Source organism: Janthinobacterium sp. NKUCC08_JDC (assembly GCF_019345575.1).
Lineage (GTDB): Bacteria > Pseudomonadota > Gammaproteobacteria > Burkholderiales > Burkholderiaceae_D > Janthinobacterium > Janthinobacterium aestuarii.
Map to the genome: position 1 here is coordinate 22,408 of NZ_JAHKQW010000017.1, position 20,745 is coordinate 43,152.

Genomic DNA, 20,745 nt, shown 5'->3' on the forward strand with positions numbered 1-20,745 from the left:
CGCTTGGAATCCTTGCGCTAAAGCCCGCACGAGTGATCGTGCGGGCTTTTTCGTGCCCGCTCACTTCTTGCAGCGTATCGGCACGTTCACGGAATTGCCGTCCGAACTCAGGTTGCGGTACTGCAAATCTTCGCTTTCGATGGCAAAGCGGGGTACAGCGTGCACATAGCGCTGCTTGCAGACGGTGTCGTCATTGATCAGCTGGCCCGCCAGCATGTAGTCGCACAGGGCGAAGCGCGATTCCTCGTCGTCGAGGATCAGCACACGCGCCGCGCTGTACAGCGCCGATTGCAGCACTTCCGGGCTGCAATTTTCCGGGCCCGTCAGCTTCAGATGGGTTTTCGTCTGCGTGGCCAGGCGTTGCAGCTTGACGAGGGCGGCGCGTTCTTCCTTGCGGGCACTGTCGACTTGCGCATCGCCGCTGGCCAGGCGCAGCGCCAGCGAGGCGATCTGGTCGATGGAAATATGCCAGGCAAAGCCTTCCAGCCGCGTACGGATCTGGCCCGGCAAGGGATCGGCCGCATCGACTTCGCAGCGGTACTGGCCCAGATGGGGGCGGCACAGCACGGGGATGGCAAAGGCCGAGGTACGCTTGCCCTTGACGAATTTCTGGCTCAGGTCGCCAAAGTTTTCATGCGTGATGGTATCGAAGCGGGCTTGCCCAAAACCCATCTTGACGAGGTTTTCCTTGCGCTGGCGCGAAAACAGGGCGTCGACGGCGTCGTAGATATTCTTGTTGAAGATGCGGTCCAGCGGCTGGCGCTCGTCCGACATCTTTTCGAAGACGGCGCTGGAATTGGGCGCGTTGGCGTCGATGGAAATGAGGATGAAGGGCTTGCTGTTCAAACGCGGCGGCACGACGGCCATGTCGTTGCCGTACAGCTGCGTCAGGGCCACGTCCCACAGGGTTTCCACGCCCAGGTTGTCGGCCGCGCCGCCATCGAACAGGTGCACGTACGACGGCGATTCGCGCGACTCGGAACCGAGCTCCGGCACGAAGGTGTTTTTCGGGCGGAAACGCTCGAAGGTGACGGAATCGAACACGCCGGGAAAGGCGGCCGAAGTGGCCACGGCCGTGGCCAGGCGGATATCCTGAATCGGCGAATGCAGGGTGCCGTAAAAATACTCATAGGAAAACACCACGCGCTTGCCGCCATCGGTGGCGTCCGTCGCGTTGGCCAGGAAGATGGGGCCGTCGTGCGGCAAGTCCTCGTAGGTTTTCTTGTCGTACAGCACATCGTCAAACACGTCGGACAGGAACGAGGTACGCGTCTTGTTCGTCAACAACATCGTCGTCAGGTTGGCCGGTTTCAAAATGGTCTGGCCGAAGAAATCCGTTTTCAGTTTGCTGCGCAGCAAGGGCCAATCCGTTTGCTTGCCATGCAGCGCATAGTAGCCGCCCGCGATGGCGCCGCCCGACACGCCGGAGATGGCCGAGGCACCGCTGACGAGGCCGAACTGTTCCAGCTGCTCCAGCGAGGCGGCCGAGAAATTGGCCGCGCGGCTGCCTCCGCCGGACAGGGCGATGCCGATGAAGTGGTCGTTGGGCATGGGGTTCTGGATGCGCGCCTTGGGCGCATCGATGCGCAGGCGCGGGGCTTCCTGCACGGTGAACATGCGGTTTTCGACGCCGCTGTTGGGGCGCAGGGCGAGTACGGTGCAACCGCTCAGCAGCGCAACGATGACAAATGGTGCAAACAAGCGTGGATTCATGCGTGATCTGTGCGTAGTCATTGGTTGGGATACGGACGGAAATCGTGTGCGATTCTAGCAAACTTGTCTGTGCCTGTATCTATCCTTGTAACTGGTACGCGAGGAGGGCCGCGCTGTAAGCGGCATGCACCAGCATGGGCGCCAGCAGCGAGCCGCTGCGTTCGTATGCGATGCCCGCGCACAGGCCCAGCACGAAGGCGGGCAGCATGGCGGCGGGTGGATGCACGGTGGCAAACAGGGCGGCGGCGACAGCGATCGCCTGCCAGGCCGGCAGAGAGCGGCGCAAGCCGCCCTGCAGCAAACCGCGGAAGATGAATTCCTCGCACAGGGGCGCGGCCAGCACGCCCAGGGCCAGCAGCCACAGCCCGTTGCCATTGATATGCATCAATGGTGACGATGCTGGCGGCAACAGGGCCGCGTAGCCGATGCCGAACAGCGCCGCGGCACAGGCGCCGGCGACTCCCCAGCGCCACGGCTGGCGGCCCTGTGCGATGCGCGGCACGCCGGCCGTCCCGGCGCGCCAATACACGAGGCGCAGCAGCACATACGTGAGCGGCGCGGCTACCTGGTCCTTGAGCAGGATCAGCAGCAAGGTTTGCAGAATGAAAAACAGCATGGCGGCGATCAGGCCGTCGGCCGCCGTGATTCTGGCCGGCGGCGAGGCGGCAGGGTCGAGCAGATAGGGCAGCGCATCGCGCGCCTTTTGCCACAGGGCCACGGCCAGCGCGCCCGTGAGCACGACAAACACCAGTTGCTGCACCAGGCTGCCGGCGGCCAGCGCGGTGATATACAGGCCGGTGAGCAGCAAATACAGATACGTGTAAGTGGGGCGCACCCTGGCCGTGGTTTCCATGGCCAGCGGATCGCTGGCAAACACGCTCAGCGCCACGGCGATCAGCGAGTACAGGGGGATGCCGGCCAGGGCCAGCAGCATCAACCCCGCCATGTCCCAGCGCCAGGCGTCTTGCCAGGCCAGCGCCACGCCGAACAGGATCAATGGATACAGCAGGGCCAGCGCGGCCCACAACTGGGCTTTTTGCCGCAGCGCCTGTTCGACGGAGACGGGAAACGTGTACAGCAGCCACAGCGCGCCGCCTTCCTTGTTCAGGGTCTGGAAGGCCGACATCAGCAGCACATAGGTGCCGAGGAAGAAGCCCGTCGAGGCCAGCAGGACGGGATTGTCCAACAGCGCGTGCAGGTCGCGCGCCTGGCCTGTAAACAGGGCCTGGCCGCCGAAGATCAGCAAGGGCATCAGCAGGGTCTGCACGAGAAAATTGCGGTCGCGCAGCAGCAACGTCAGTTCGCGCCGCTGGATCGCCGTGCCGATGCGCAGGCGCCACCGGCGTGTAGGCAATGGCGCCGCCGCCGGCTTGCGCGCGCCTTCGCGCTGTCCCTGGCCCACCACGCCGTGGCGCAACTGGCGGCGCAGGATGGCCATGCCCAGCCACATCAGCAGCAGCATTTGCACCAGCAGCAGAGCGGCGGGCAGCAAGGCGGCCATGCCATCGGCATTGAGCACGCGCAGCAACAGGCCCGGCGGCGTCCAGCTGCTCCAGGCGGGCATGGCGGCCGCCCACGCATACGCGAAGCCGCCCGTACCCATGCCAAACGACATGCCCATATACATGGGCAACAGGCCCGCCAGAGAAATCACCGCCTGCAGGTTGCCCAGCCGGGATGGCGTGAGCGACATGCGCAAGCCCGTGTCGATGAGGGTGCGCAGCATGGCGGCCAGGGCCAGCAGGACCAGGCTGGCAAGCAGGCCGGACAAAGGGGACATCCAGCCCTGGCCCGAATACCAGGCGATCACTGTCGTGCTGGGCCACAGGGCCAGCAAGCCCGCCGGATTGACGAGCGTGCGTTCGAGCACGCGCGCCCACAGCAAGGTGCTTTTCTCGACGGGCAGGGTGACCAGCCATTCCAGATCCCAGTCCGGCTTCGACAGTTCTCCCATGCCCAGCGGCAGCAGGACACTGACCAGCCACAGCAGCGCCAACTGCAGGGTCAGCCCGCCGATCAGCGCCGCGCTAAAGGGCGTGGCCATCAATTGCGCGATGACGGGATCGAGCAGGTGGCTGCCCGTGTGCAGGCTGCCGCGCGCCTGGCAGGCGGCGACCTGGTCCAGCAGGCAATGCATGTTCAGTACGCTATGGTGGGCGATGCTGCCGAAGGACAGCAGCATGGGCAGCAAGAGCAGCGCGCCCAGCAGCCAGCGCCCGCCACGCTTGCCCGGCGTGGCGGGGCGGCTTTTATTGTTTTTCTTGAAGGAAAAGCCCCTGCCGCTGACGTTGAGCAGGCGCTGCAGGCGCAAGCGGGTCAGCAGCCAGACGGCGCGCCAGGCGCCTGGTGGCGCGGGCATCACGCGGCAGCCGTTTCGTCGGTGAGCTGTAAAAAGATGTCTTCCAGGCTGCCGTCGCTGGACAGCTGCTGGCGGATATCGTCGAGGCTGCCCGTGGCCGCCAGGGCGCCCCGGTGGATGATGGCAACCCTGCTGCACAGCTTTTGCGCCATATCGAGCAGATGCGTGGAAACGAAGATGGTGGTGCCGGCCGCGGCGATGCGCAGCAAGCGTTCCTGCACGTCGCGCGAGGCACGCGGGTCGAGGCCGTTGATCGGTTCGTCGAGGATCAGCACGGCCGGGTCGTGGATCAGCGCGCACGCCAGGCCCAGTTTTTTCTTCATGCCCAGCGAGTAATTGACGGCGAAATCCTCGCTCGCTTCATCGAGCCCGAATTCCGTGAGCAGGCGTGCGGCGCGGGCGGCCGCTTCCGTGCGCGAAAAACCATGCATTTCGGCCACGAATTGCAGGATTTCGCGGCCCCGCAAATAATCGTAAAAGATGGGATTGTCGGGTAAATAGCCCACCTTGCGCTTGACGGCGGCGCCGTCGCGGTGGCAATCGAGGCCGTCGACCAGCACGCGCCCGCTGCTGGGCACGAGGATGCCCATCAGCATGCGGATGGTGGTGGTCTTGCCCGCCCCGTTCGGGCCCAGGAAGCCGAAGACTTCCCCTTTGCCCACTTGCAAGGTCAGCGGCTTGACGGCTTCGAAGCTGCCGTATTGTTTTGCCAGGTCCTGGAAGGCGATCATCGTGTGTCCCTCAGCAAGCGCCGAAGGCGGTCAGCAGGCGCCGCTCGCCGGCCGGCGTGATGCGCAGGGCGCGGCTGTCGAGTTCGCGCTCGGCCCAGCGTTGGCGCAGGGCCAGTTGCAGCAGGGCGGCTCCCAGCGCGCCGCCCAGGTGGGCGCGGCGTTCGCTCCAGTCCAGGCAGGCACAGGCGAAGCGGCGGCGCTGTCTGAGCAATTGCGGCACGTCGATGCCCAGGGCCGCCATGCCGGCCGCGCCCGCTTCCGACAGACGATATTCTCCGCCATCGTCCAGCAGCCAGCCCTGTGCGTGCAACTGGTCGTGCAGGGCGACGGCGACGGTGCCGGCCATGTGGTCGTAGCAGGTGCGCGCATGGCGCAGGCGGTCCGGCGTGGAGGGCGTAAACGGCGTTGCCGGCACGCCGGCCACCACCAGCAGCGCCTCGAGGGCTTGGCCCACTTCCGCGCTGGCCAGGCGGTAATAGCGGTGCTTGCCCTGCGCCACCATCGACAGCAAGCCATCGTCGCGCAAGCGCGCCAGATGGGCGCTGGCCGTCGAGGCGCCCACTTCGGCCAGCGTCGACAATTCCGTGGCCGTGCGCGCATGGCCATCGAGCAGGCTGCACAGCATGCGCGCGCGGGCCGGTTCGGCGATGGCGCCGGCCAGTTGCGCCAGGCCCATGTCGGCCGACGGAAGTTTGTCATCCATGATTCGTTCGCTGGCGAAGTGTTGTGGTGGAAGGACCAGCATACTCGTGTCCCCACTTCACTGCAATGGAATGCGCATGCATCTCGCCGCCCCCGCCGACCCTTTTTCCGCCGTCACCCATGCGGCGCCGTATGACTACTATCGCCGCCTGGCGGACGGCCCGCCGCTGCGTTTCGATGCGGCACTCGATTGCTGGCTGGCGACGGGCGCGGCCGGCGTGCGCGTCGTGCTCGAGCATCCCGCGTGCCGCGTGCGCCCGCCGGGACTTGTCGTGCCGCAGAACTTGGCAGGCACGCCGTGCGGTACTATTTTTGCCGAACTGGTGCGCATGAACGATGGCGAGCGGCATGCCGTGCCGAAACAGGCGCTGGCCCGCGCCTTGGCCCAGGTGGACCTGGCGCGGCTGCAGCGGCAGGTCGCACATCTCGCTGGTGACCGCGTTCCCGCCAGCGCCGCCCAGCTCAACGAGGCGATTTTTCAACTGCCCCTGTTCGCCATGGCCCAATTGCTGGGCTTTGCGCCAGCGCAATGGCCGGCGCTGGCCGCCTGGACGCGTGATTTTGTTGCCTGCCTGTCGCCGCTGAGCAATGGTGAACAACTGGCCGGCGCGCAGGAGGCGGCCGATTCCCTGCTGCAAGGTTTTGGCCACTTGCTGCGCGAGGGCAACGCGAGGCCGGGCAGCCTGCTGGCCAGTATCGCGACAGAGACCGATGCTATGGGGAGCGGCTTGCTGGCCAACCTCGTGGGCTTGTTGTCGCAGACGTGCGACGCCACGGCCGGCTTGCTGGGCAATGCCATCGTTGCCTTGCACGCGCAGCCGGAGTTGCTGCCGCAACTGTGCGCATCGCCTGAGCGGTGGCCGGCCATGCTGCGCGAAGTCAGCCGCCATGATCCCTCGATCCACAACACGCGCCGCTACACGGCGCAAGACGTGGAGTTCGATGGCGTGCACGTGCCGGCCGGGCAGATGATCGTCGTCGTGCTGGCCAGCGCCGGCCATGCGAAGTTGGGCTTTGGCCATGGCCGCCACCTCTGCCCTGGCCAGTCCATCGCGCACGCCATCGCCATGGCTTGTTTGCAGGCGTGGGCCGACGGGCTGGAAGACATGGCGTTGGCGTGGCGTTATCAAGCGTCGCTGAACGCCCGCATCCCCGTGTTTACGCAAGGAGCGAGCGCATGATTGCCGTGATCTTCGAAGTCTGGCCTAGCGCCGAAGGGCGCCAGCAGTATCTGGATCTGGCTGCCGCGCTGCGGCCCTTGCTTGATGAAGTCGATGGTTTCATTTCCATCGAGCGCTTCAGCAGCTTGAGCGATCCAGGCAAATTGCTGTCGCTGTCTTTCTTTCGCGACGAGGTGGCGCTGGCGCAGTGGCGGCAGCTGGAAGCGCACCGCGCGGCGCAAGCGGCTGGCCGGCAGGGCGTATTTGACGATTACCGGCTGCGCATCGCCGCCGTCGTGCGCGATTACGGCATGCTGGACCGGCAACAGGCGCCGACCGACAGCCGCCAGCGCCACGATGCCTAGCGCTTAGCGGGGCAGGGCGCCCTGCGTGATCTTGACCTTGACCCGGTAGTTGGGCTCGGCTGTGTTAAGTGCGGGCGGCGTGGCCGGGTCGACGTCGAGCAAGGTAAACGTCAGGTGGTTGACAGTGACGGAACTGGAAGCGCCCGGCATGGAATCGGACAGGACGATGTCCGTGGCGCCTGCACTGTTGAGCAAACTGAAACTGTAGCTGACGTAGCCTTTCCATACGCACACGGCGCCCTTGCGGCAGCGGCTGTCGTTGACGCGCTCGAGTTTCAGGGTATCGGTAGCCGTGATGGCGACCTGTTCGCCCGGCGACAGCACGTGGGTGACGCTGCGCGGCGTGTTTTCCGCGTCGCCGGCGCTGCCGGCCGCGCCGCAGCCGGCCAGCACGGCCAGGCAGGCGAAGAACAGGGGAAGCAGCACGGTGCGGCAAGAGCGGGTCAGATATTGCATGTTTTTCCTTTCAGGTAGAGCGTCCCGGGCGTGCCTGTGCACGCGTGGGATAAAATGATAGTAACAAAATGATATTTTTCTGGCGCACTATTGGCGTGCTGCCGATGAATTGACGCGCCAGCCACGCGGCGCGCCGATTACTGCGTAAAATGGCTGTTTTGAAAATCAGGAAACAACCATGAAAAAAACCGACCTGGCCAAAAGCGATGCCAAGAAACTGATGGGAAAGATGAATGTTCCCGGCGCCGGTGCATTCGGTAAGGAAGCGGTGGTCGTCGACCGCCGCGAGCAGCGCAAGCGCGACCAGGCCCTGGGCCTGGTGCCATTCGCCGTCAAGCTGAACAGCGATCTGGTCTTGCAATTGCAGACCCTGGCCAAGGAGCGCGGCGCAGATCTAAATGAATTGGTCGCCGAAGTCCTCGTCAAGGGCTTGGCCGCAGCTTAATGGGCTGCCATGTTTATCTGTTGATAAACATCAACTTGTAAAACTAAAAGGCGCCTTGCGGCGCCTTTTGCATTGCGGCATTGCTTGCGATTAGACCCAGGCGGCCAGGGCGCCCTTCATTTTTTTCAGCGCCGCCACTTCGATCTGGCGGATGCGTTCGGCCGATACGCCGAACTCTTCTGCCAGCGCGTGCAGGGTAGCGCCCGAGCCGTCGTCGTTGGCCAGCCAGCGCGCTTCGATGATGCGGCGCGAACGGGCGTCCAGCTTGCTCAAGGCCGTTTCCAGGCCTTCCGATTGCAAACGCGTCACTTGTTCCGCTTCCAGCACCTTGGTCGGCTCGCTTTGCTCCGACGACAGGTAGGCGATCGGCGAAAACTTGTCGTCTTCATCGTCGGTCGGCGATTCCAGTGCAATGTCGCGGCCGCTCAAACGCGTTTCCATCTCGATCACTTCTTCGCGCTTTACGTCGAGCAGCTTGGCCAGCGCATCGATCTGCTTCGGCGTCATCGCGTCCAGGCCCGTCTTGTGGCTGCGCAGGTTGAAGAACAGCTTGCGCTGTGCCTTCGTCGTCGCGACCTTGACCAGGCGCCAGTTTTTCAGGATGTACTCATGCATCTCGGCCTTCACCCAGTGCATGGCGTACGACACCAGGCGCACGCCCTGGTCCGGATCGAAACGTTTCACGGCTTTCATCAAACCGATATTGCCTTCCTGAATCAGGTCGGCATGCGGCAAGCCATAGCCCAGATAGCCGCGGGCAATCGAGACCACCAGGCGCAGGTGCGACAGCACCAGCTCTTGCGCGGCGGCCAGGTCATTTTTTTCGCGCAGGCGTTTCGCCAGCGAAATTTCTTCGTCGTGGGTCAACATGGGCAGGCGGTTCACGGCCGAAATATAGGCGTCGATATTGCCCAGATTGCCAGTGAAACCGAGGCCCAGCGCATTACTTTTGGTCGGAACCAATGCGGACGTTGCGGACATCATAGTCATGTTTTCTCCCTCGTAGTCTTGCTTTGTTCCAGTTGGCCACGTCACGCGACGTGGTCCTGTTGTCTGTTCGTTTTTGCGTATCCGGTCTTGCACTTTGCAGAGCGCGGCACCATCTTCATCTGGCGCCCATGGCGCTACTGCCTTTGGTATGTCCCTATATTAGCACTCTCTGCCTGAGAGTGCCAATCAGCACATTTAATCGTCCTGATAGCCTAAATACTATGGCGGATTAATGCTTGATATATATCTCTGAACAGCGATTTGACCACGTAGCTAGTCTACGGCCTCTGGCTGAAGCGAGCCTTAAGAATACTTGCTTAATATCAAGATAACAGCAGACGGGGGAGGGTGACGCGCATGGCGGCACCGAAGGCGCCGCCATGGAAGGGATGGTCAGTTCAGGCGCGCCAGGTGGCGCTGCACGCAGAGGAAGGCGCCGATCAGGCCCAGGCCGGCGCTGACGGCCAGCAAGCCCGCCATCGGCAGCGGCGCCAGCGGCACCAGTTGGAATTCGGACGCATACAGGCGCGCAAACTCGGCAATCGCGGTATTCAGCGGTTGCAAGGCCAGCGCCACGGCGCCCAGGGCCAGCGCGCCGGCGCACAGGCCCAGCAGAGCACCCGTGTAATAGAAGGGGCGATGGATGAAGGTGTCCGTCGCGCCGATCAGTTTCGAGATGCTGATTTCATCGCGCTGCTGCATCACTTGCAGGCGGATGGTATTGAAGACCACGGCGATCACGGCCACGCCCAGGGTGATGGCCAGCAGCAGCAGCACCAGGCGCAGCACGCCCAGCAGGGCCGCCAGGCGCTTGACCCAGGCAGAATCGACTTGCGCCGATTCCACGCCGGGCAAATGGCGCAGCTGTTCCGCCACCGCATCGACGTCCTGCGCTTCGCTGGCGCTGCTGAAGGCGTCGAGTTTCAGCACATAGCTGTCGGGCAAGGGATTGTCGCCCAGGGTGCTCAGTACATCGGCCAGGCCATTCTTGTTTTTCAGCGTGTCGAGCGCCTGTTCGCGCGGGATGAAGACGATCTTTGCCTTTTGCTCGCCCACGATCTTGCGCATGGAACTGGCCAGGGCCACGGCTTGTTCGCGCGGCGTGTCGATCTTCAGGAAGACGCTGATTTCCGGATCGACCGACATCTGTTCCGACATCGGGCGCACATTGTCGAGCATGGTCAAGCCGGCGAACGGCAGCGACAGGGCAATGGCGACGACGACGACGTTCAACAGAAAGCCGCCCGGCGACTTGCGTAAATGAATCAGCGCCGAGCCCAGCGCGAAGCGGTGTTGACGGAACCAGCCTCTCATGGCTGTTCTCCCTGCGCGTCGTCCAGGCCGGGGGGCGGTGCAAAATCGGGATCGGGCGGAGCGAAGACGGGCGCTTGCGTGGCCTTGTCGATGGCGACCAGCTGGCCGTTTTTCAGGTGGATCACGCGGGCGGCGGCGTCGAGCATCTGTTCGTCATGGCTGGAAATGAGGCAGGTCACGCCCACCGAGTGGAAGGCTTTCAGGGCGTCGAGCACCTTGTTGGCGCTGGCGCGGTCCAGGTTGGCCGTCGGTTCGTCGGCCAGGATGATCTGCGGCCGGTTGACGATGGCGCGCGCGATCGACACGCGCTGCTGCTCGCCGCCCGACAGCGACAGCGGCCGCGCCATGGTGCGGTCCAGCAATCCCACCTTGTCGAGCGCGGCGCGCGCGCGCTGTTCCGCGGCAACTTTATGCGCGCCGACGACGAGCAGCGGCAGCATGACGTTGGCCAGGATGGAGCGGTCGTTCAATAACTTTTGCTGCTGGAAGATCAGGCCCATGTTGCGACGCAGGAAGGGCACGCCGGCCGGCTTGATCTTCGCCATGTCCTGGCCATTGACGATCAGCTTGCCCGAAGTGGGGCGTTCCATGGCGGCGATCATTTTCAGCAAGGTGGATTTGCCGGCGCCGGACGGGCCGGCCAGGAACACCAGCTCGCCCTTGGCAATACTGAGCGAAATGTCGCTGAGCGCCACGGCATCGGAGGAGTATTGCTTGGAGACGTGCTGAAATTCAATCATGTAGGTAGGCTTATCCGAGCAGCGCTTCGACAAATTCGGCAGCCACGAAAGGCTGCAAGTCTTCAATTTTCTCACCGATGCCGATGAAATACACGGGCACGGGACGTACGCGGGCAATCGCCGCCAGCACGCCGCCCTTGGCGGTACCGTCCAGCTTGGTGATCACCAGGCCACTCAACTGCAGGGCATCGTCGAACGCCTTCACTTGCGTGAGGGCGTTCTGGCCAGTGTTGCCGTCGATGACGAGCAGGGTTTCATGTGGCGCGCCATCCATGCCCTTGCCGATCACGCGCTTGATTTTCTTCAATTCTTCCATCAGGTGCAACTGCGTCGGCAAGCGTCCCGCCGTGTCGACCATGACCACGTCGATGCCGCGCGCCTTCGCCGATTGCACGGAGTCGTAGGCCACGGCGGCCGGGTCGCCCGATTCCTGCGAAATCACGGTGACGTTATTGCGCTCGCCCCAGACCATCAGCTGTTCGCGCGCGGCGGCGCGGAAGGTGTCGCCCGCAGCCAGCAGCACGGACTGGTTGTTCGACTGCATGTGCTTGGCGAGCTTGCCGATGGTGGTGGTCTTGCCGGCGCCATTCACGCCGGAAATCATCATCACGAGCGGCTTGTGACGGCCCAGCTCGAAGCGCTTTTCCAGTGGCGAGAGCAGCTCGATCAGCAGCACTTTCAGCGCGGCCTTGACGGCGGCGGCGTCGAGCAGCTTGTCTTCCTTGACCTTTTTCTTCAATTCCGTGAGCAGGAATTCCGTGGCGTCAATGCCGGCGTCCGACATCAGCAGCGCCGCTTCCAGCTCTTCGTACAGGGCGTCGTCGATCTTTGCGCCGACGAACAGCACGGACAAGGTGTTCGAGGTTTTCGACAAGCCGGCCTTCAGGCGCGTCATCCACGATTTTTTCTCGGGTTCGGCGGCCACGATCACGGGCACGAGCTCGGCCGGCGCGCCGCTCAGCGGTGCAGCGGACGGGGCTGCTGCTGGCGCGGCAGGCGGCGTGGTGGCGGGAAGGACGAGGGGCTCGGCTGGCGCAGCCTCGGGAGCGATGGGTTTTTTCTTGAAGAAACTAAACATGGATGTGTGGTGGCGGGTGCTGACCTAAGGCCCGGCGGCGCCGGACACTGTTGATCCGGCTATTCTACCAGAGCGCGCCCGGCCCTTCATGCTTTACTGTTCGATTGGCAACATTGCGCGGCTATCCACGGAGATCGCCGCAGTTGCCGCGCTTTCCGGCTGGTTCAGTGGGTTTGCAGGGCCAGCGCCTGATGGCGGCGGCGCCAGTCGGCGATGCTTTCGTCGACTTGCCGCAAGTCCAGCACATGCAAAAACGGTGGCGGCTGCTTGTACAGCACGGGACTACGTCCGCCGGCCCACAATTCCATCTCTGGCGGCAAGCTTGCATGCAGCTGCTGCAGGCTGTCGCGCGTCTGCCGTTGCTTGCTGGCGCTGGAAAACGACAGCGCGACGATGTCGGCCCGCTGCGCGCGGGCGGCCGCGACGATGTCCGTCAACGGCGTTTCCACGCCCAGCGACATGCAATGGGCGCCGGCCGCCGCGCACAGCGCCTCGGCCATCAGCAGCCCCAGGCCATGGCGCTCCTGCGGCAAGGTGCTGAGGACGATGCGCGGCGTGCGCGTGGACGGGCTGCTTGCTTGCGGCAGGGAAAAGATGGCGTGGCGCATCACCGTTTGCAAGGTTTCGCTATACAGATGCTCTTCATACACGGCCAGGTCGCCGCAAGCCCACGCTTCGCCCACCATGCCCGTGAGGGGCGCGATCACGTCGATGGTGAACGCTTTCAAACCCAGCACGGCCAGCGCCTGGCGCAGGGCGTCGCCCAGTTCCGCCATCTGGTGGCCACGGCACAGCGACAGGTAGTGTTCGAGCTGGGGTGCGGGCGTTGACGGCGCCGCACTGCCGGCGCTGGCCAGCTGCTGCAATTGCACGGTGCTGTGTTGCATGATTTTTCCCGGACGAAATCCGAGGTCCAGCAGGCGCTTAACCATGCGCAACTTCTGCACTTGCTCGGCCGGATAGCTGCGTTCGCCAAAGGCGTCGCGCTGGGGCTGGGGAAAGGCGTAGCGGCGCTCCCACACACGCAAGGTTTCCTTGGCCAGCCCGGTATCGCGCTCGACATCGCTGATGCTGAAGGCGGAAGTAGGTTGCAGGTCAGTATCCATACCAGGGGGCTTGCTCGCATGCCAAAAGAACGTGGAGTGCATTTTACGCCTTCCGCCGCCCCGGACCAAATAGCTGAATCCGATTGAAAATTGCCGACGTATAAGTTTCTGAACGGCTGAGAGCGCTCATTGACATAAATCAATATTTCATCGATTATCCATGAGGCTTATTTGTCCAGGACAAACTTAACACAGGTGCACTCATGAAAATTGCCGTCGTCGGAGCAGGAATCGCAGGATTGTCGTGTGCCTATCGCCTGGCGCAAGCGGGCCAGGACGTCACCTTGTACGAGGCGGGCGACTATTTTGGCGGCCACAGCCATACGGTGGACGTCACGCTCGATGGCGTCACGCATGGCGTCGACACGGGTTTTCTCGTGTTTAACCACGCCACCTACCCGAACCTGGTGCAGCTGTTTGACGAACTCGGTGTCGAGGCGGCCGACAGCGATATGTCGTTTTCCGTCAAAATGCCGCTGGGCACGGCATCCGATGCGCGCGTGCTGGAATGGGCGGGCGCCAATCTCGATACCGTGTTTACCCAGCGCAGCAACCTGCTGCGCCCCGCCTTTTTGCGCATGCTGCGCGACATCGTGCGCTTCAACCGCCAGGCCAGCGCCCTGGCCACGGCCAGCGCCCTGGCCACGGCCAGCGTGCCGGCGCCGGCCATGTCGCTGGGCGAATACCTTGACCTGCACAACTATGGCGACGAGTTCCGCCACTGGTATCTGCTGCCGATGGCCGCATGCATCTGGTCGTGCCCGGCGCGCCAGATGCTGGCTTTTCCCTTGGCCACGTTCATCCGTTTCTGCCACAACCATGGCTTGCTGCAAGTGAGTGACCGTCCGCAATGGCGCACGGTGCGGGGCGGATCGCGCGTGTACGTGGAAAAACTGCTGGCCGGCATCCCGCAGCAGCGCCTCGCTTGCCCCGTGCTGGCCGTGCGCCGCCAGCCGCACGGTGGCGCGCGCATGGTCGAGCTGCACACGGCCGCCGGCGTCGAGCATGTCGATCATGTCGTGCTCGCTTGCCACAGCGACCAGTCGCTGGCCCTGCTGGGAGATATCCGCGACGACGAGCGCTCCGTGCTCGAAGCCGTGCGTTACCAGCCCAACCGCGCTGTGCTGCATACGGATGCGTCCTGCCTGCCGCAGCGCCGCAAGGCCTGGTCGGCCTGGAATTACCAGGGCCGGCCGGCCGCGCACGGCGATGCGCCGCAAGTGTGCGTGCATTATTTGCTGAACCAGCTGCAACCCTTGCCCTTTACCACGCCCGTTATCGTGTCGCTTAACCCGCTCGACGAGCCCGCTCCGGCGAGCATCATCGACGAATTTTCGTATGCCCACCCCGTGTTCGATGGCGCGGCCATTGCCGCCCAGGCGCGCCTGGCCGGTTTCCAGGGCGCGCAGCACACGTGGTTCGCGGGCGCCTGGACGGGCTACGGTTTCCACGAGGACGGCTTGAAGTCGGGCCTGGCCGTGGCGCAAATACTCAATGGCATGGCGGCGGCGGAGCTCGGCCATGCTGCGTGATCCATCGCCGCCCGTGGCACCACAGCCCCAGCTGTGCCTGGGACAGGTGCGCCATGCGCGGCTGCGCCCACGCGCGCATGCTTTTGCTTACGGCATGTTTTATCTGCGCCTGCCCTTGCGCAGCATGGGGGCGCGCGATTTTCCTGCGCGGCTGATGTCGCGCAACGGCGCCAATGTGCTGTCCTTCCGCGACAGCGACCACGGCGATGGCGCGACGCCGCTGCTGGACTGGATCGACGGTTTGCTGCGTGAGCATGGCGTGACGGATGCGGGCGGTGAAATCTGGCTGCAAACCATGCCGCGCATGTTCGGTTATGTCTTCAATCCCGTCAGCTTCTGGTTTTGCCACCGCCCGGATGGCGCGCTGCGCGCCGTGGTCTGCGATGTGCGCAATACCTTTGGCGAGCGCCACCTGTACCTGCTCGAGCAGGGCGGCGCCATCGCGTATGGCAGCGAGCTGCGCGCCAATAAAATTTTCCACGTCTCGCCATTTTGCAAGGTGGAAGGAAATTATCGTTTCCATTTCCTGCGCAACAGCGAGCAGGGCGGCGAGCGCCACCTGGCCCGGGTCGACTATGACGACCTCGACGGCCCGCTGCTGCAGACGAGCTTGTCCGGCACGGCGCAGCCGCTGCGCGATGGCGCCATCGCCTGGGCCCTGCTGCGCTACCCGTTGATGACGTTAGGCGTGATGGCGCGCATCCATTGGCAAGCCTTGCGCCTGTGGCTGCGCCGCGTGCCGTTTTTCAGCAAACCCCTTCCACCACAAGAAAAGGTGTCCCGATGAGCTCCGATTCCCTGCCGACCGGCCTGCAGGCGCGCGCCTGCGTCCGTCCCGACCACACGGCCGATCACACGCACCTGGATGTGCCCGCCTCCGGGCGCATGATCTTGCGCTTGCTGGAAAAACTGCAATACGGTGCTTTGCGGCTGCGCACGCCTGACGGCAGTATCTTGCTGTATGGCGACGGCAGCCACCCCGTCACCCTGGACTTGCACAATTGGCGTTTGTGCTCGGCCGTGCTGCGCTCGGGCGACATCGGCTTTGCGGAAACGTTTATTGCCGGCGACTGGCGCACGGACAATTTGCCGGGCTTGATCGAGCTGATGATACGCAACCGCGCGCAGATCGAATCGCTGATCTACGGCAACTGGTGGGGCAACCTCGTCTACAAGCTGCGGCACTTGCTCAACCGCAATTCGCGCGCCGGCAGCAAGAAGAATATCCACGCCCATTACGACATCGGCAACGCCTTTTATCAGTTGTGGCTGGATCCGTCGATGACGTATTCGAGCGCGCTGTTCAGCGAAGGCGCCAGCCTGGAGCAGGCGCAAGGTGCGAAATACCGGCGCATCGCCGACCAGCTGCAACTGCAGCCGGGCGCCAGGGTGCTGGAAATCGGCTGCGGCTGGGGCGGCTTTGCGGAAACGGCGGCGCGCAGCTACGGCGCCCACGTGACGGGTTTGACTCTATCTACGGAGCAACTTGCCTATGCGCGCCAGCGCCTGCAGGACGCGGGGCTGGCGCAGCAGGCTGATTTGCAACTGTGCGATTACCGCGACAGCGCCGGCCAGTACGACGCCATCGCCTCGATCGAGATGTTCGAAGCCGTGGGGCAAAGCTACTGGCCCGGCTATTTCGAATGCGTGGCGCGCAACCTGAAGCAGGGCGGACGCGCCTGCATCCAGACCATCGTCATCGCCGATGAACTGTTCGAGCGCTACAGCAAGAGCACGGATTTTATTCAACAGTACATTTTCCCGGGCGGCATGCTGCCGTCGCCGGCCGAGTTTCGCCGCGCCGCCGAGGCGCAGGGCTTGCGCGTGGAAGACGCCTTCAGTTTCGGCCTCGATTACGCGGAAACCTTGCGCCAGTGGCGCGCCAGCTTCCTGGCCCAGCGCACGGCGCTGGAAAAGCAGGGTTTCGATGGCCGTTTCCTGCTGACCTGGGAGTTTTACCTCGCGTATTGCGAGGCCGCTTTCCAGGCGCACAACACGGATGTGATGCAATTTACCCTGATCAAGGACTGACCATGCGCCGCCTGCTTGCCACTATTGTGCTGTCATTGACCATGTTGGGTGCCGCGGCCGCGCCGCCGGCCTTTATCGCTGCCGACGTGCCCGAAGCCCGGCTGGCGGGCGAGGGCGAATACACGTGGTTCGGCATGCGTATTTATCGGGCGCAACTGTGGGTGGGCCCGCAAGGCTACCAGGGCGCGGCGTCCGAAACGGCGCCGTTTGTGCTGGAACTGCGCTACGCACGCGCGCTCGACGGCAAGAAGATCGCCGAAGCCAGTCATGAACAGATGCAAAAGTTGGGCGTGGGCACGGAAGCGCAGCGCCTGGCGTGGCTGTCCACCATGCAGCGCATCTTTCCTGACGTCAAAGAAGACCAGCGCATCGCGGGCGTCTACCGGGCCGGCGTCGCGCCCGGCGTGCGCTTTTACCTCGATGGCAAGGTGCTGGCGGATGTGACGGATGGCGACTTTGCGCGCGCGTTCTTTGCCATCTGGCTGTCGCCGTCGACGACGGCGCCGAAGCTGCGCGCGGCCTTGCTGCAGAGTGCGGCCCCGCTGCCATGAATGCCGTGGGCAGCGCCTTGAGCTTGCCAGCCTTGTTCAGTTATGGCCTGTTCGGCTTGCCGCTGGCCATGCTGGCGCTGCCCATCTATATATATATCGCGCCGTTTTATGCGCAGCGCAGCAGCCTGGATTTGGCGCAGATCGGCGCCGTGCTGCTGGCGGCCCGCATCGCCGCCGCCTTCATCGATCCGGCCTTGGGTGCCTGGATGGCGCGTGGCGGGCGCAGCTATGCCGTATATGTCGGTGCCTCCTTGCCCTTGCTGCTGCTGGGCTTTGGCGCCCTGTTCCATCCACCGGCCATGCGGGAAACGGCGACCCTGGCCTGGTTCCTGGCTGCCTTGCTGCTCGTCTACACCGCGTATGGCCTTGCCGGCATCGCGCACCAGAGCTGGGGTGCGGCCCTGAGCCAGCTGCGCGCGCAGCGGGCGCGGGTGACGGCCGTGCGCGAAGGCTGCGGCTTGTTCGGTGTGATCCTGGCGGCGGGCCTCACTTCCGTGTTCGGCTATGACGGCTTGTCGCTGGCCTTTGCCGTCTGCCTGCTGGCGGCGGGCGCGCTGCTGCTGGCGCGCGCGCCGCGTCCCGCCTTGCGCAGTGCCGCAGAAGCGGTTTCCGGCAATGGCTGGAAGCTGCCGTTTCGCCAGCGCGCGTTTCGCTGGCTGTTTGCCGTTTTGCTCGTCAATGGCGTGGCGGCCGCCATCCCCGCCACTCTGTTCCTGTTCTTTGCCACCGACTACTTGCGCCTCGGCCATTACGCCGGACCGTTTTTGATCGTCTACTTTTGTGCGGCGGCCGCCTCGATGCCCGCGTGGGTAGCCCTAGCGCGCCGCTTTGGCGAGGCGCGCGCCTGGGGCGGCGCCATGCTGCTGGCAGCTTGCGTGTTTGTCTGGGCGTATGGCCTGGGCGCGGGCGCCGCATGGGGCTTTGCCACGATCTGCCTGCTGTCGGGCCTGGCGCTGGGCGCCGACCTGGCCTTGCCGCCGGCCCTGCTGGCAGGACTGATCGGCGCGGCTGGCCATGCCGGGCGGCACGAAGCCGCGTATTTCGGCTGGTGGAACTGGGGCGTACAGATGAGCCTGGCGCTGGCGGCCGGCATCGCCTTGCCCCTGCTGGCCTGGCTCGGCTATGTGCCTGGCAACAGCAGCGGCGGCTTGCCGGCCCTGTCCGCCGCCTACGCCTTGCTGCCCTGCGCCCTGAAACTGCTGGCGGCGCTGCTGCTGTGGCGCGCGCCTCTACAACATATATATAGTGAAACCGGGGAGTATCGACCATGTATCTGATGAAATGTTGCCGGCGCGGCATGACGGCAGCCGCCTTGCTGCTGGCGCTGGCCGCCTGTTCCACGCCGCCCATGCCTGCCACCTACGCGCAGGAAACACCCAAGCTGGACTTGCAGCAGTACTTCAACGGCACGCTGGACGCCCACGGCATCTTCCAGGACCGCGCCGGCAAGGTGGTCAAGCGCTTCACCGTCGTGATGCGGGCCAGCTGGACGGGCGAGATTGGCACCCTGGACGAGGATTTCACGTATTCCGACGGCAGCAAACAACGGCGCGTGTGGACCTTGCGCAAGACGGCGCCCGGGCGCTTCATCGGCACAGCGCCCGACGTGATCGGGGAAGCCGTCGGCGAAGTGGCCGGCAATGCGCTGCGCTGGCAATACGTGCTGGCGCTGCCCGTCGATGGCACGGTCTACCACGTCGACTTCGAGGACTGGATGTTCCTGATGGATGACAAGGTCATGCTGAACCGCGCCGCCATGAGCAAGTTCGGTTTCAGCCTGGGCGCCGTCACCTTGTCGTTCAGCAAGCGTCCGCAGGCGGTCCCATGAACCGCAAGATCACCAGCTGGGCCGGCAAACATGTGTGGATCATCGGCGCTTCCAGCGGCATCGGCGCCGCGTGCGCGACCTTGCTGCTGGAGCAGGGCGCGAGCGTAGCCTTGTCGGCACGTCACCGCGCCAGCCTCGAGCGACTGTGCGAGGGGCAGCCGCTGGCGCAGGCATTGCCGCTCGATATCACGCAGCACGCGCAGCTGCGGGCCGTCTGCGCGCAATTGCAGCAGCAATGGACGCATATCGACCTGATACTGGTCGTCGCTGGCGGCTATCAGGCCATGCGTGCCGATAGCTTCGACCTTGAGGCGGCCCAGGGCTTGCTGGCGCTGAATGTGGGCGGCGTCTTCAATTGCCTGGACCAGGCCTTGCCGTGGCTATTGCGCCAGGGCAGCGGCGGCATCGGCATCGTCGCCTCGGTGGCCGGTTATGGCGGTTTGCCGAAAGCCCTCGCGTACGGCGCCAGCAAGGCGGCGCTGATCAACCTGACAGAGTCGCTGTATCTGGATCTGCATGCACGCGGAATTGATGTGTATCAAATCAACCCCGGTTTTGTCGCCACGCCTTTGACGGCGGACAACGATTTCACGATGCCAGCTCTGATGACGGCGCAGGACGCGGCCGCCGCCATGCTCGACGGCATCGAGCGGGGCCAGTTCCACATCCACTTTCCCAAACGCTTTACCAATACCATGCGCTTGGCGCGGCTGTTGCCGTACCGCGCCTATTTCTGGCTGATCCGCAAGGTGACGGGCGTATGAGCACAAGTATGCCGGACACGGAAGGCGTGGAAGCGGCGCTGGCGCGCCTGGTGGGGTTTTACGAGCACCTGAGCCTGGAAAGCCTGGCCCAGCTGGGCGCCGTGTATGCGCCGAACGCCCATTTCAAGGACCCGTTCAACGAGGTGGTGGGGCATGCCGCCATCCTGGCCATCTTCGAGCACATGTTCGTGCAAGTCGACGCGCCCCGGTTTGTCGTGCTGGAAAGCGTGGGGCAGGGGCAGCAAGCATTCCTGACGTGGGAGTTTCGCTTCCGCATGAAACGACTGGTATCTGGCGAACAGTGCATTCGTGGCGCAACCCATGTGCGTTTCGATACGCAGGGACGGGTGGTCGTGCATCGAGATTATTGGGATGCGGCGGAAGAATTGTATGAAAAACTGCCGTTGCTGGGCGGTTTCATGCGCATGCTGCGGCGGGCAAGCCAGCGCTAAGGTGGTTTCTTGATGCTTTTAAGCAAAAAATGCAAAAAAGAAAAAGTAAATTGTGCGGAATGGGTCAGGCGAAAACTTGATTTCGGTCAAAGTGTCGTTTTTTAGACACAAATATATCAAAATATTGAGAAGGCAACATTGTAAGAAATTGTTTCAAGTGATGCGCAATTTGCAAGCAAGAGTCGTCCTCATCCGTTCCAATCGGATAACTGAAGCGTAGTCCGGAAAACACGGAAAACATTTCTATGTGAGCAATTTAAATTACCGGAAAGTCAGCAATTCCGTTGCTACTTTGCCTATTTTTCCGACGCGCGCGCCGACGTCGAAAATGGCGCCTACGCCCCTGAATAATGCGGCAACGCACCAAAAACGGGCGCTTTATTTCCCATTTTTGTGCGTTCGGCAGCAAACATTGGCGATGCCGTGTA

At 63.7% G+C, this 20,745-nt stretch carries 21 protein-coding genes; 11 read left to right on the top strand and 10 right to left on the bottom strand.

Going from position 1 to position 20,745, the window contains the following annotated elements; translation table 11 throughout:
* Positions 1 to 60: 60 nt before the first annotated feature.
* From KO538_RS26030 to KO538_RS26045, 4 genes are all read right to left on the bottom strand, one after another.
* On the bottom strand, positions 61 to 1,701 hold the full coding sequence (locus tag KO538_RS26030) for a patatin-like phospholipase family protein (RefSeq protein ID WP_219330113.1): 1,641 nt from the start codon (positions 1,699 to 1,701) through the stop codon (positions 61 to 63).
* 91 nt (positions 1,702 to 1,792) lie between these two features.
* Positions 1,793 to 4,072 (bottom strand): type II CAAX endopeptidase family protein, encoded by a 2,280-nt coding sequence (locus tag KO538_RS26035; protein WP_219330114.1) that lies wholly within the window; start codon positions 4,070 to 4,072, stop codon positions 1,793 to 1,795.
* Positions 4,072 to 4,803, bottom strand: a complete 732-nt coding sequence (locus KO538_RS26040) for an ABC transporter ATP-binding protein (RefSeq protein ID WP_070305698.1) — start codon at positions 4,801 to 4,803, stop codon at positions 4,072 to 4,074. Before KO538_RS26040 ends, KO538_RS26035 begins: the two co-directional genes overlap by 1 nt.
* A 10-nt stretch (positions 4,804 to 4,813) precedes the next feature.
* The gene (locus KO538_RS26045) at positions 4,814 to 5,506 is read right to left on the bottom strand and encodes a helix-turn-helix transcriptional regulator (protein ID WP_219330115.1); all 693 of its coding nucleotides are present in this window, start codon (positions 5,504 to 5,506) and stop codon (positions 4,814 to 4,816) included.
* A 76-nt stretch (positions 5,507 to 5,582) separates the two neighbouring features.
* Here KO538_RS26045 and KO538_RS26050 point away from each other — a divergent pair, with 76 nt between their 5' ends.
* Both KO538_RS26050 and KO538_RS26055 read left to right on the top strand, forming a co-directional pair.
* Positions 5,583 to 6,686, top strand: coding sequence for a cytochrome P450 (locus KO538_RS26050; protein ID WP_219330116.1), 1,104 nt, complete (start codon positions 5,583 to 5,585; stop codon positions 6,684 to 6,686).
* The gene (locus KO538_RS26055) at positions 6,683 to 7,030 is read left to right on the top strand and encodes an antibiotic biosynthesis monooxygenase (RefSeq protein ID WP_219330117.1); all 348 of its coding nucleotides are present in this window, start codon (positions 6,683 to 6,685) and stop codon (positions 7,028 to 7,030) included. Before KO538_RS26050 ends, KO538_RS26055 begins: the two co-directional genes overlap by 4 nt.
* A 3-nt stretch (positions 7,031 to 7,033) precedes the next feature.
* Here KO538_RS26055 and KO538_RS26060 read toward each other — a convergent pair whose 3' ends face one another.
* Positions 7,034 to 7,486, bottom strand: coding sequence for a hypothetical protein (locus KO538_RS26060; RefSeq protein ID WP_034748942.1), 453 nt, complete (start codon positions 7,484 to 7,486; stop codon positions 7,034 to 7,036).
* Positions 7,487 to 7,664: 178 nt separating this feature from the next.
* Here KO538_RS26060 and KO538_RS26065 point away from each other — a divergent pair, with 178 nt between their 5' ends.
* Entirely contained in the window at positions 7,665 to 7,931 is a 267-nt protein-coding gene (locus KO538_RS26065; RefSeq protein ID WP_034748940.1) for a hypothetical protein, read from the top strand.
* 90 nt (positions 7,932 to 8,021) lie between these two features.
* Here the strand turns inward: KO538_RS26065 and rpoH are convergent, their stop codons facing one another.
* From rpoH to KO538_RS26090, 5 genes are all read right to left on the bottom strand, one after another.
* On the bottom strand, positions 8,022 to 8,915 hold the full coding sequence (gene rpoH / locus KO538_RS26070; protein ID WP_034748938.1) for an RNA polymerase sigma factor RpoH: 894 nt from the start codon (positions 8,913 to 8,915) through the stop codon (positions 8,022 to 8,024).
* A gap of 399 nt (positions 8,916 to 9,314) precedes the next feature.
* Positions 9,315 to 10,235 (bottom strand): permease-like cell division protein FtsX, encoded by a 921-nt coding sequence (ftsX, locus tag KO538_RS26075; RefSeq protein ID WP_070305692.1) that lies wholly within the window; start codon positions 10,233 to 10,235, stop codon positions 9,315 to 9,317.
* Positions 10,232 to 10,975 (bottom strand): cell division ATP-binding protein FtsE, encoded by a 744-nt coding sequence (locus tag KO538_RS26080; RefSeq protein WP_219330118.1) that lies wholly within the window; start codon positions 10,973 to 10,975, stop codon positions 10,232 to 10,234. The genes ftsX and KO538_RS26080 overlap by 4 nt, the downstream gene beginning before the upstream one ends.
* 10 nt (positions 10,976 to 10,985) lie before the next feature.
* A complete protein-coding gene (ftsY, locus tag KO538_RS26085) occupies positions 10,986 to 12,053 on the bottom strand; it encodes a signal recognition particle-docking protein FtsY (protein WP_219330119.1) in 1,068 nt (355 codons plus the stop codon).
* Between the two features lie 164 nt (positions 12,054 to 12,217).
* A complete protein-coding gene (locus KO538_RS26090) occupies positions 12,218 to 13,159 on the bottom strand; it encodes a MerR family transcriptional regulator (protein WP_034748932.1) in 942 nt (313 codons plus the stop codon).
* A 203-nt stretch (positions 13,160 to 13,362) separates the two neighbouring features.
* On the opposite strand from KO538_RS26090, the gene KO538_RS26095 reads away from it, so the two are divergent.
* The 8 genes from KO538_RS26095 to KO538_RS26130 are packed head-to-tail and all read left to right on the top strand — an operon-like array spanning position 13,363 to position 20,317.
* Positions 13,363 to 14,691 carry an NAD(P)/FAD-dependent oxidoreductase gene (locus tag KO538_RS26095; RefSeq protein ID WP_219330120.1) on the top strand — a complete coding sequence of 443 codons (1,329 nt, stop codon included), beginning with the start codon at positions 13,363 to 13,365 and terminating at the stop codon, positions 14,689 to 14,691.
* On the top strand, positions 14,681 to 15,478 hold the full coding sequence (locus tag KO538_RS26100) for a DUF1365 domain-containing protein (protein ID WP_034748926.1): 798 nt from the start codon (positions 14,681 to 14,683) through the stop codon (positions 15,476 to 15,478). The genes KO538_RS26095 and KO538_RS26100 overlap by 11 nt, the downstream gene beginning before the upstream one ends.
* Positions 15,475 to 16,722 carry a class I SAM-dependent methyltransferase gene (locus tag KO538_RS26105; RefSeq protein WP_374106890.1) on the top strand — a complete coding sequence of 416 codons (1,248 nt, stop codon included), beginning with the start codon at positions 15,475 to 15,477 and terminating at the stop codon, positions 16,720 to 16,722. Before KO538_RS26100 ends, KO538_RS26105 begins: the two co-directional genes overlap by 4 nt.
* Positions 16,723 to 16,724: 2 nt before the next feature.
* On the top strand, positions 16,725 to 17,273 hold the full coding sequence (locus KO538_RS26110; protein ID WP_070305681.1) for a chalcone isomerase family protein: 549 nt from the start codon (positions 16,725 to 16,727) through the stop codon (positions 17,271 to 17,273).
* Positions 17,270 to 18,550 carry an MFS transporter gene (locus KO538_RS26115; RefSeq protein ID WP_219330121.1) on the top strand — a complete coding sequence of 427 codons (1,281 nt, stop codon included), beginning with the start codon at positions 17,270 to 17,272 and terminating at the stop codon, positions 18,548 to 18,550. The genes KO538_RS26110 and KO538_RS26115 overlap by 4 nt, the downstream gene beginning before the upstream one ends.
* Positions 18,541 to 19,101 (top strand): DUF3833 domain-containing protein, encoded by a 561-nt coding sequence (locus KO538_RS26120; RefSeq protein ID WP_219330122.1) that lies wholly within the window; start codon positions 18,541 to 18,543, stop codon positions 19,099 to 19,101. The genes KO538_RS26115 and KO538_RS26120 overlap by 10 nt, the downstream gene beginning before the upstream one ends.
* Positions 19,098 to 19,865, top strand: coding sequence for an SDR family oxidoreductase (locus tag KO538_RS26125; protein WP_034748911.1), 768 nt, complete (start codon positions 19,098 to 19,100; stop codon positions 19,863 to 19,865). Before KO538_RS26120 ends, KO538_RS26125 begins: the two co-directional genes overlap by 4 nt.
* The gene (locus KO538_RS26130; protein WP_219330123.1) at positions 19,862 to 20,317 is read left to right on the top strand and encodes a nuclear transport factor 2 family protein; all 456 of its coding nucleotides are present in this window, start codon (positions 19,862 to 19,864) and stop codon (positions 20,315 to 20,317) included. Before KO538_RS26125 ends, KO538_RS26130 begins: the two co-directional genes overlap by 4 nt.
* The last annotated feature ends 428 nt before the right edge of the window (positions 20,318 to 20,745 follow it).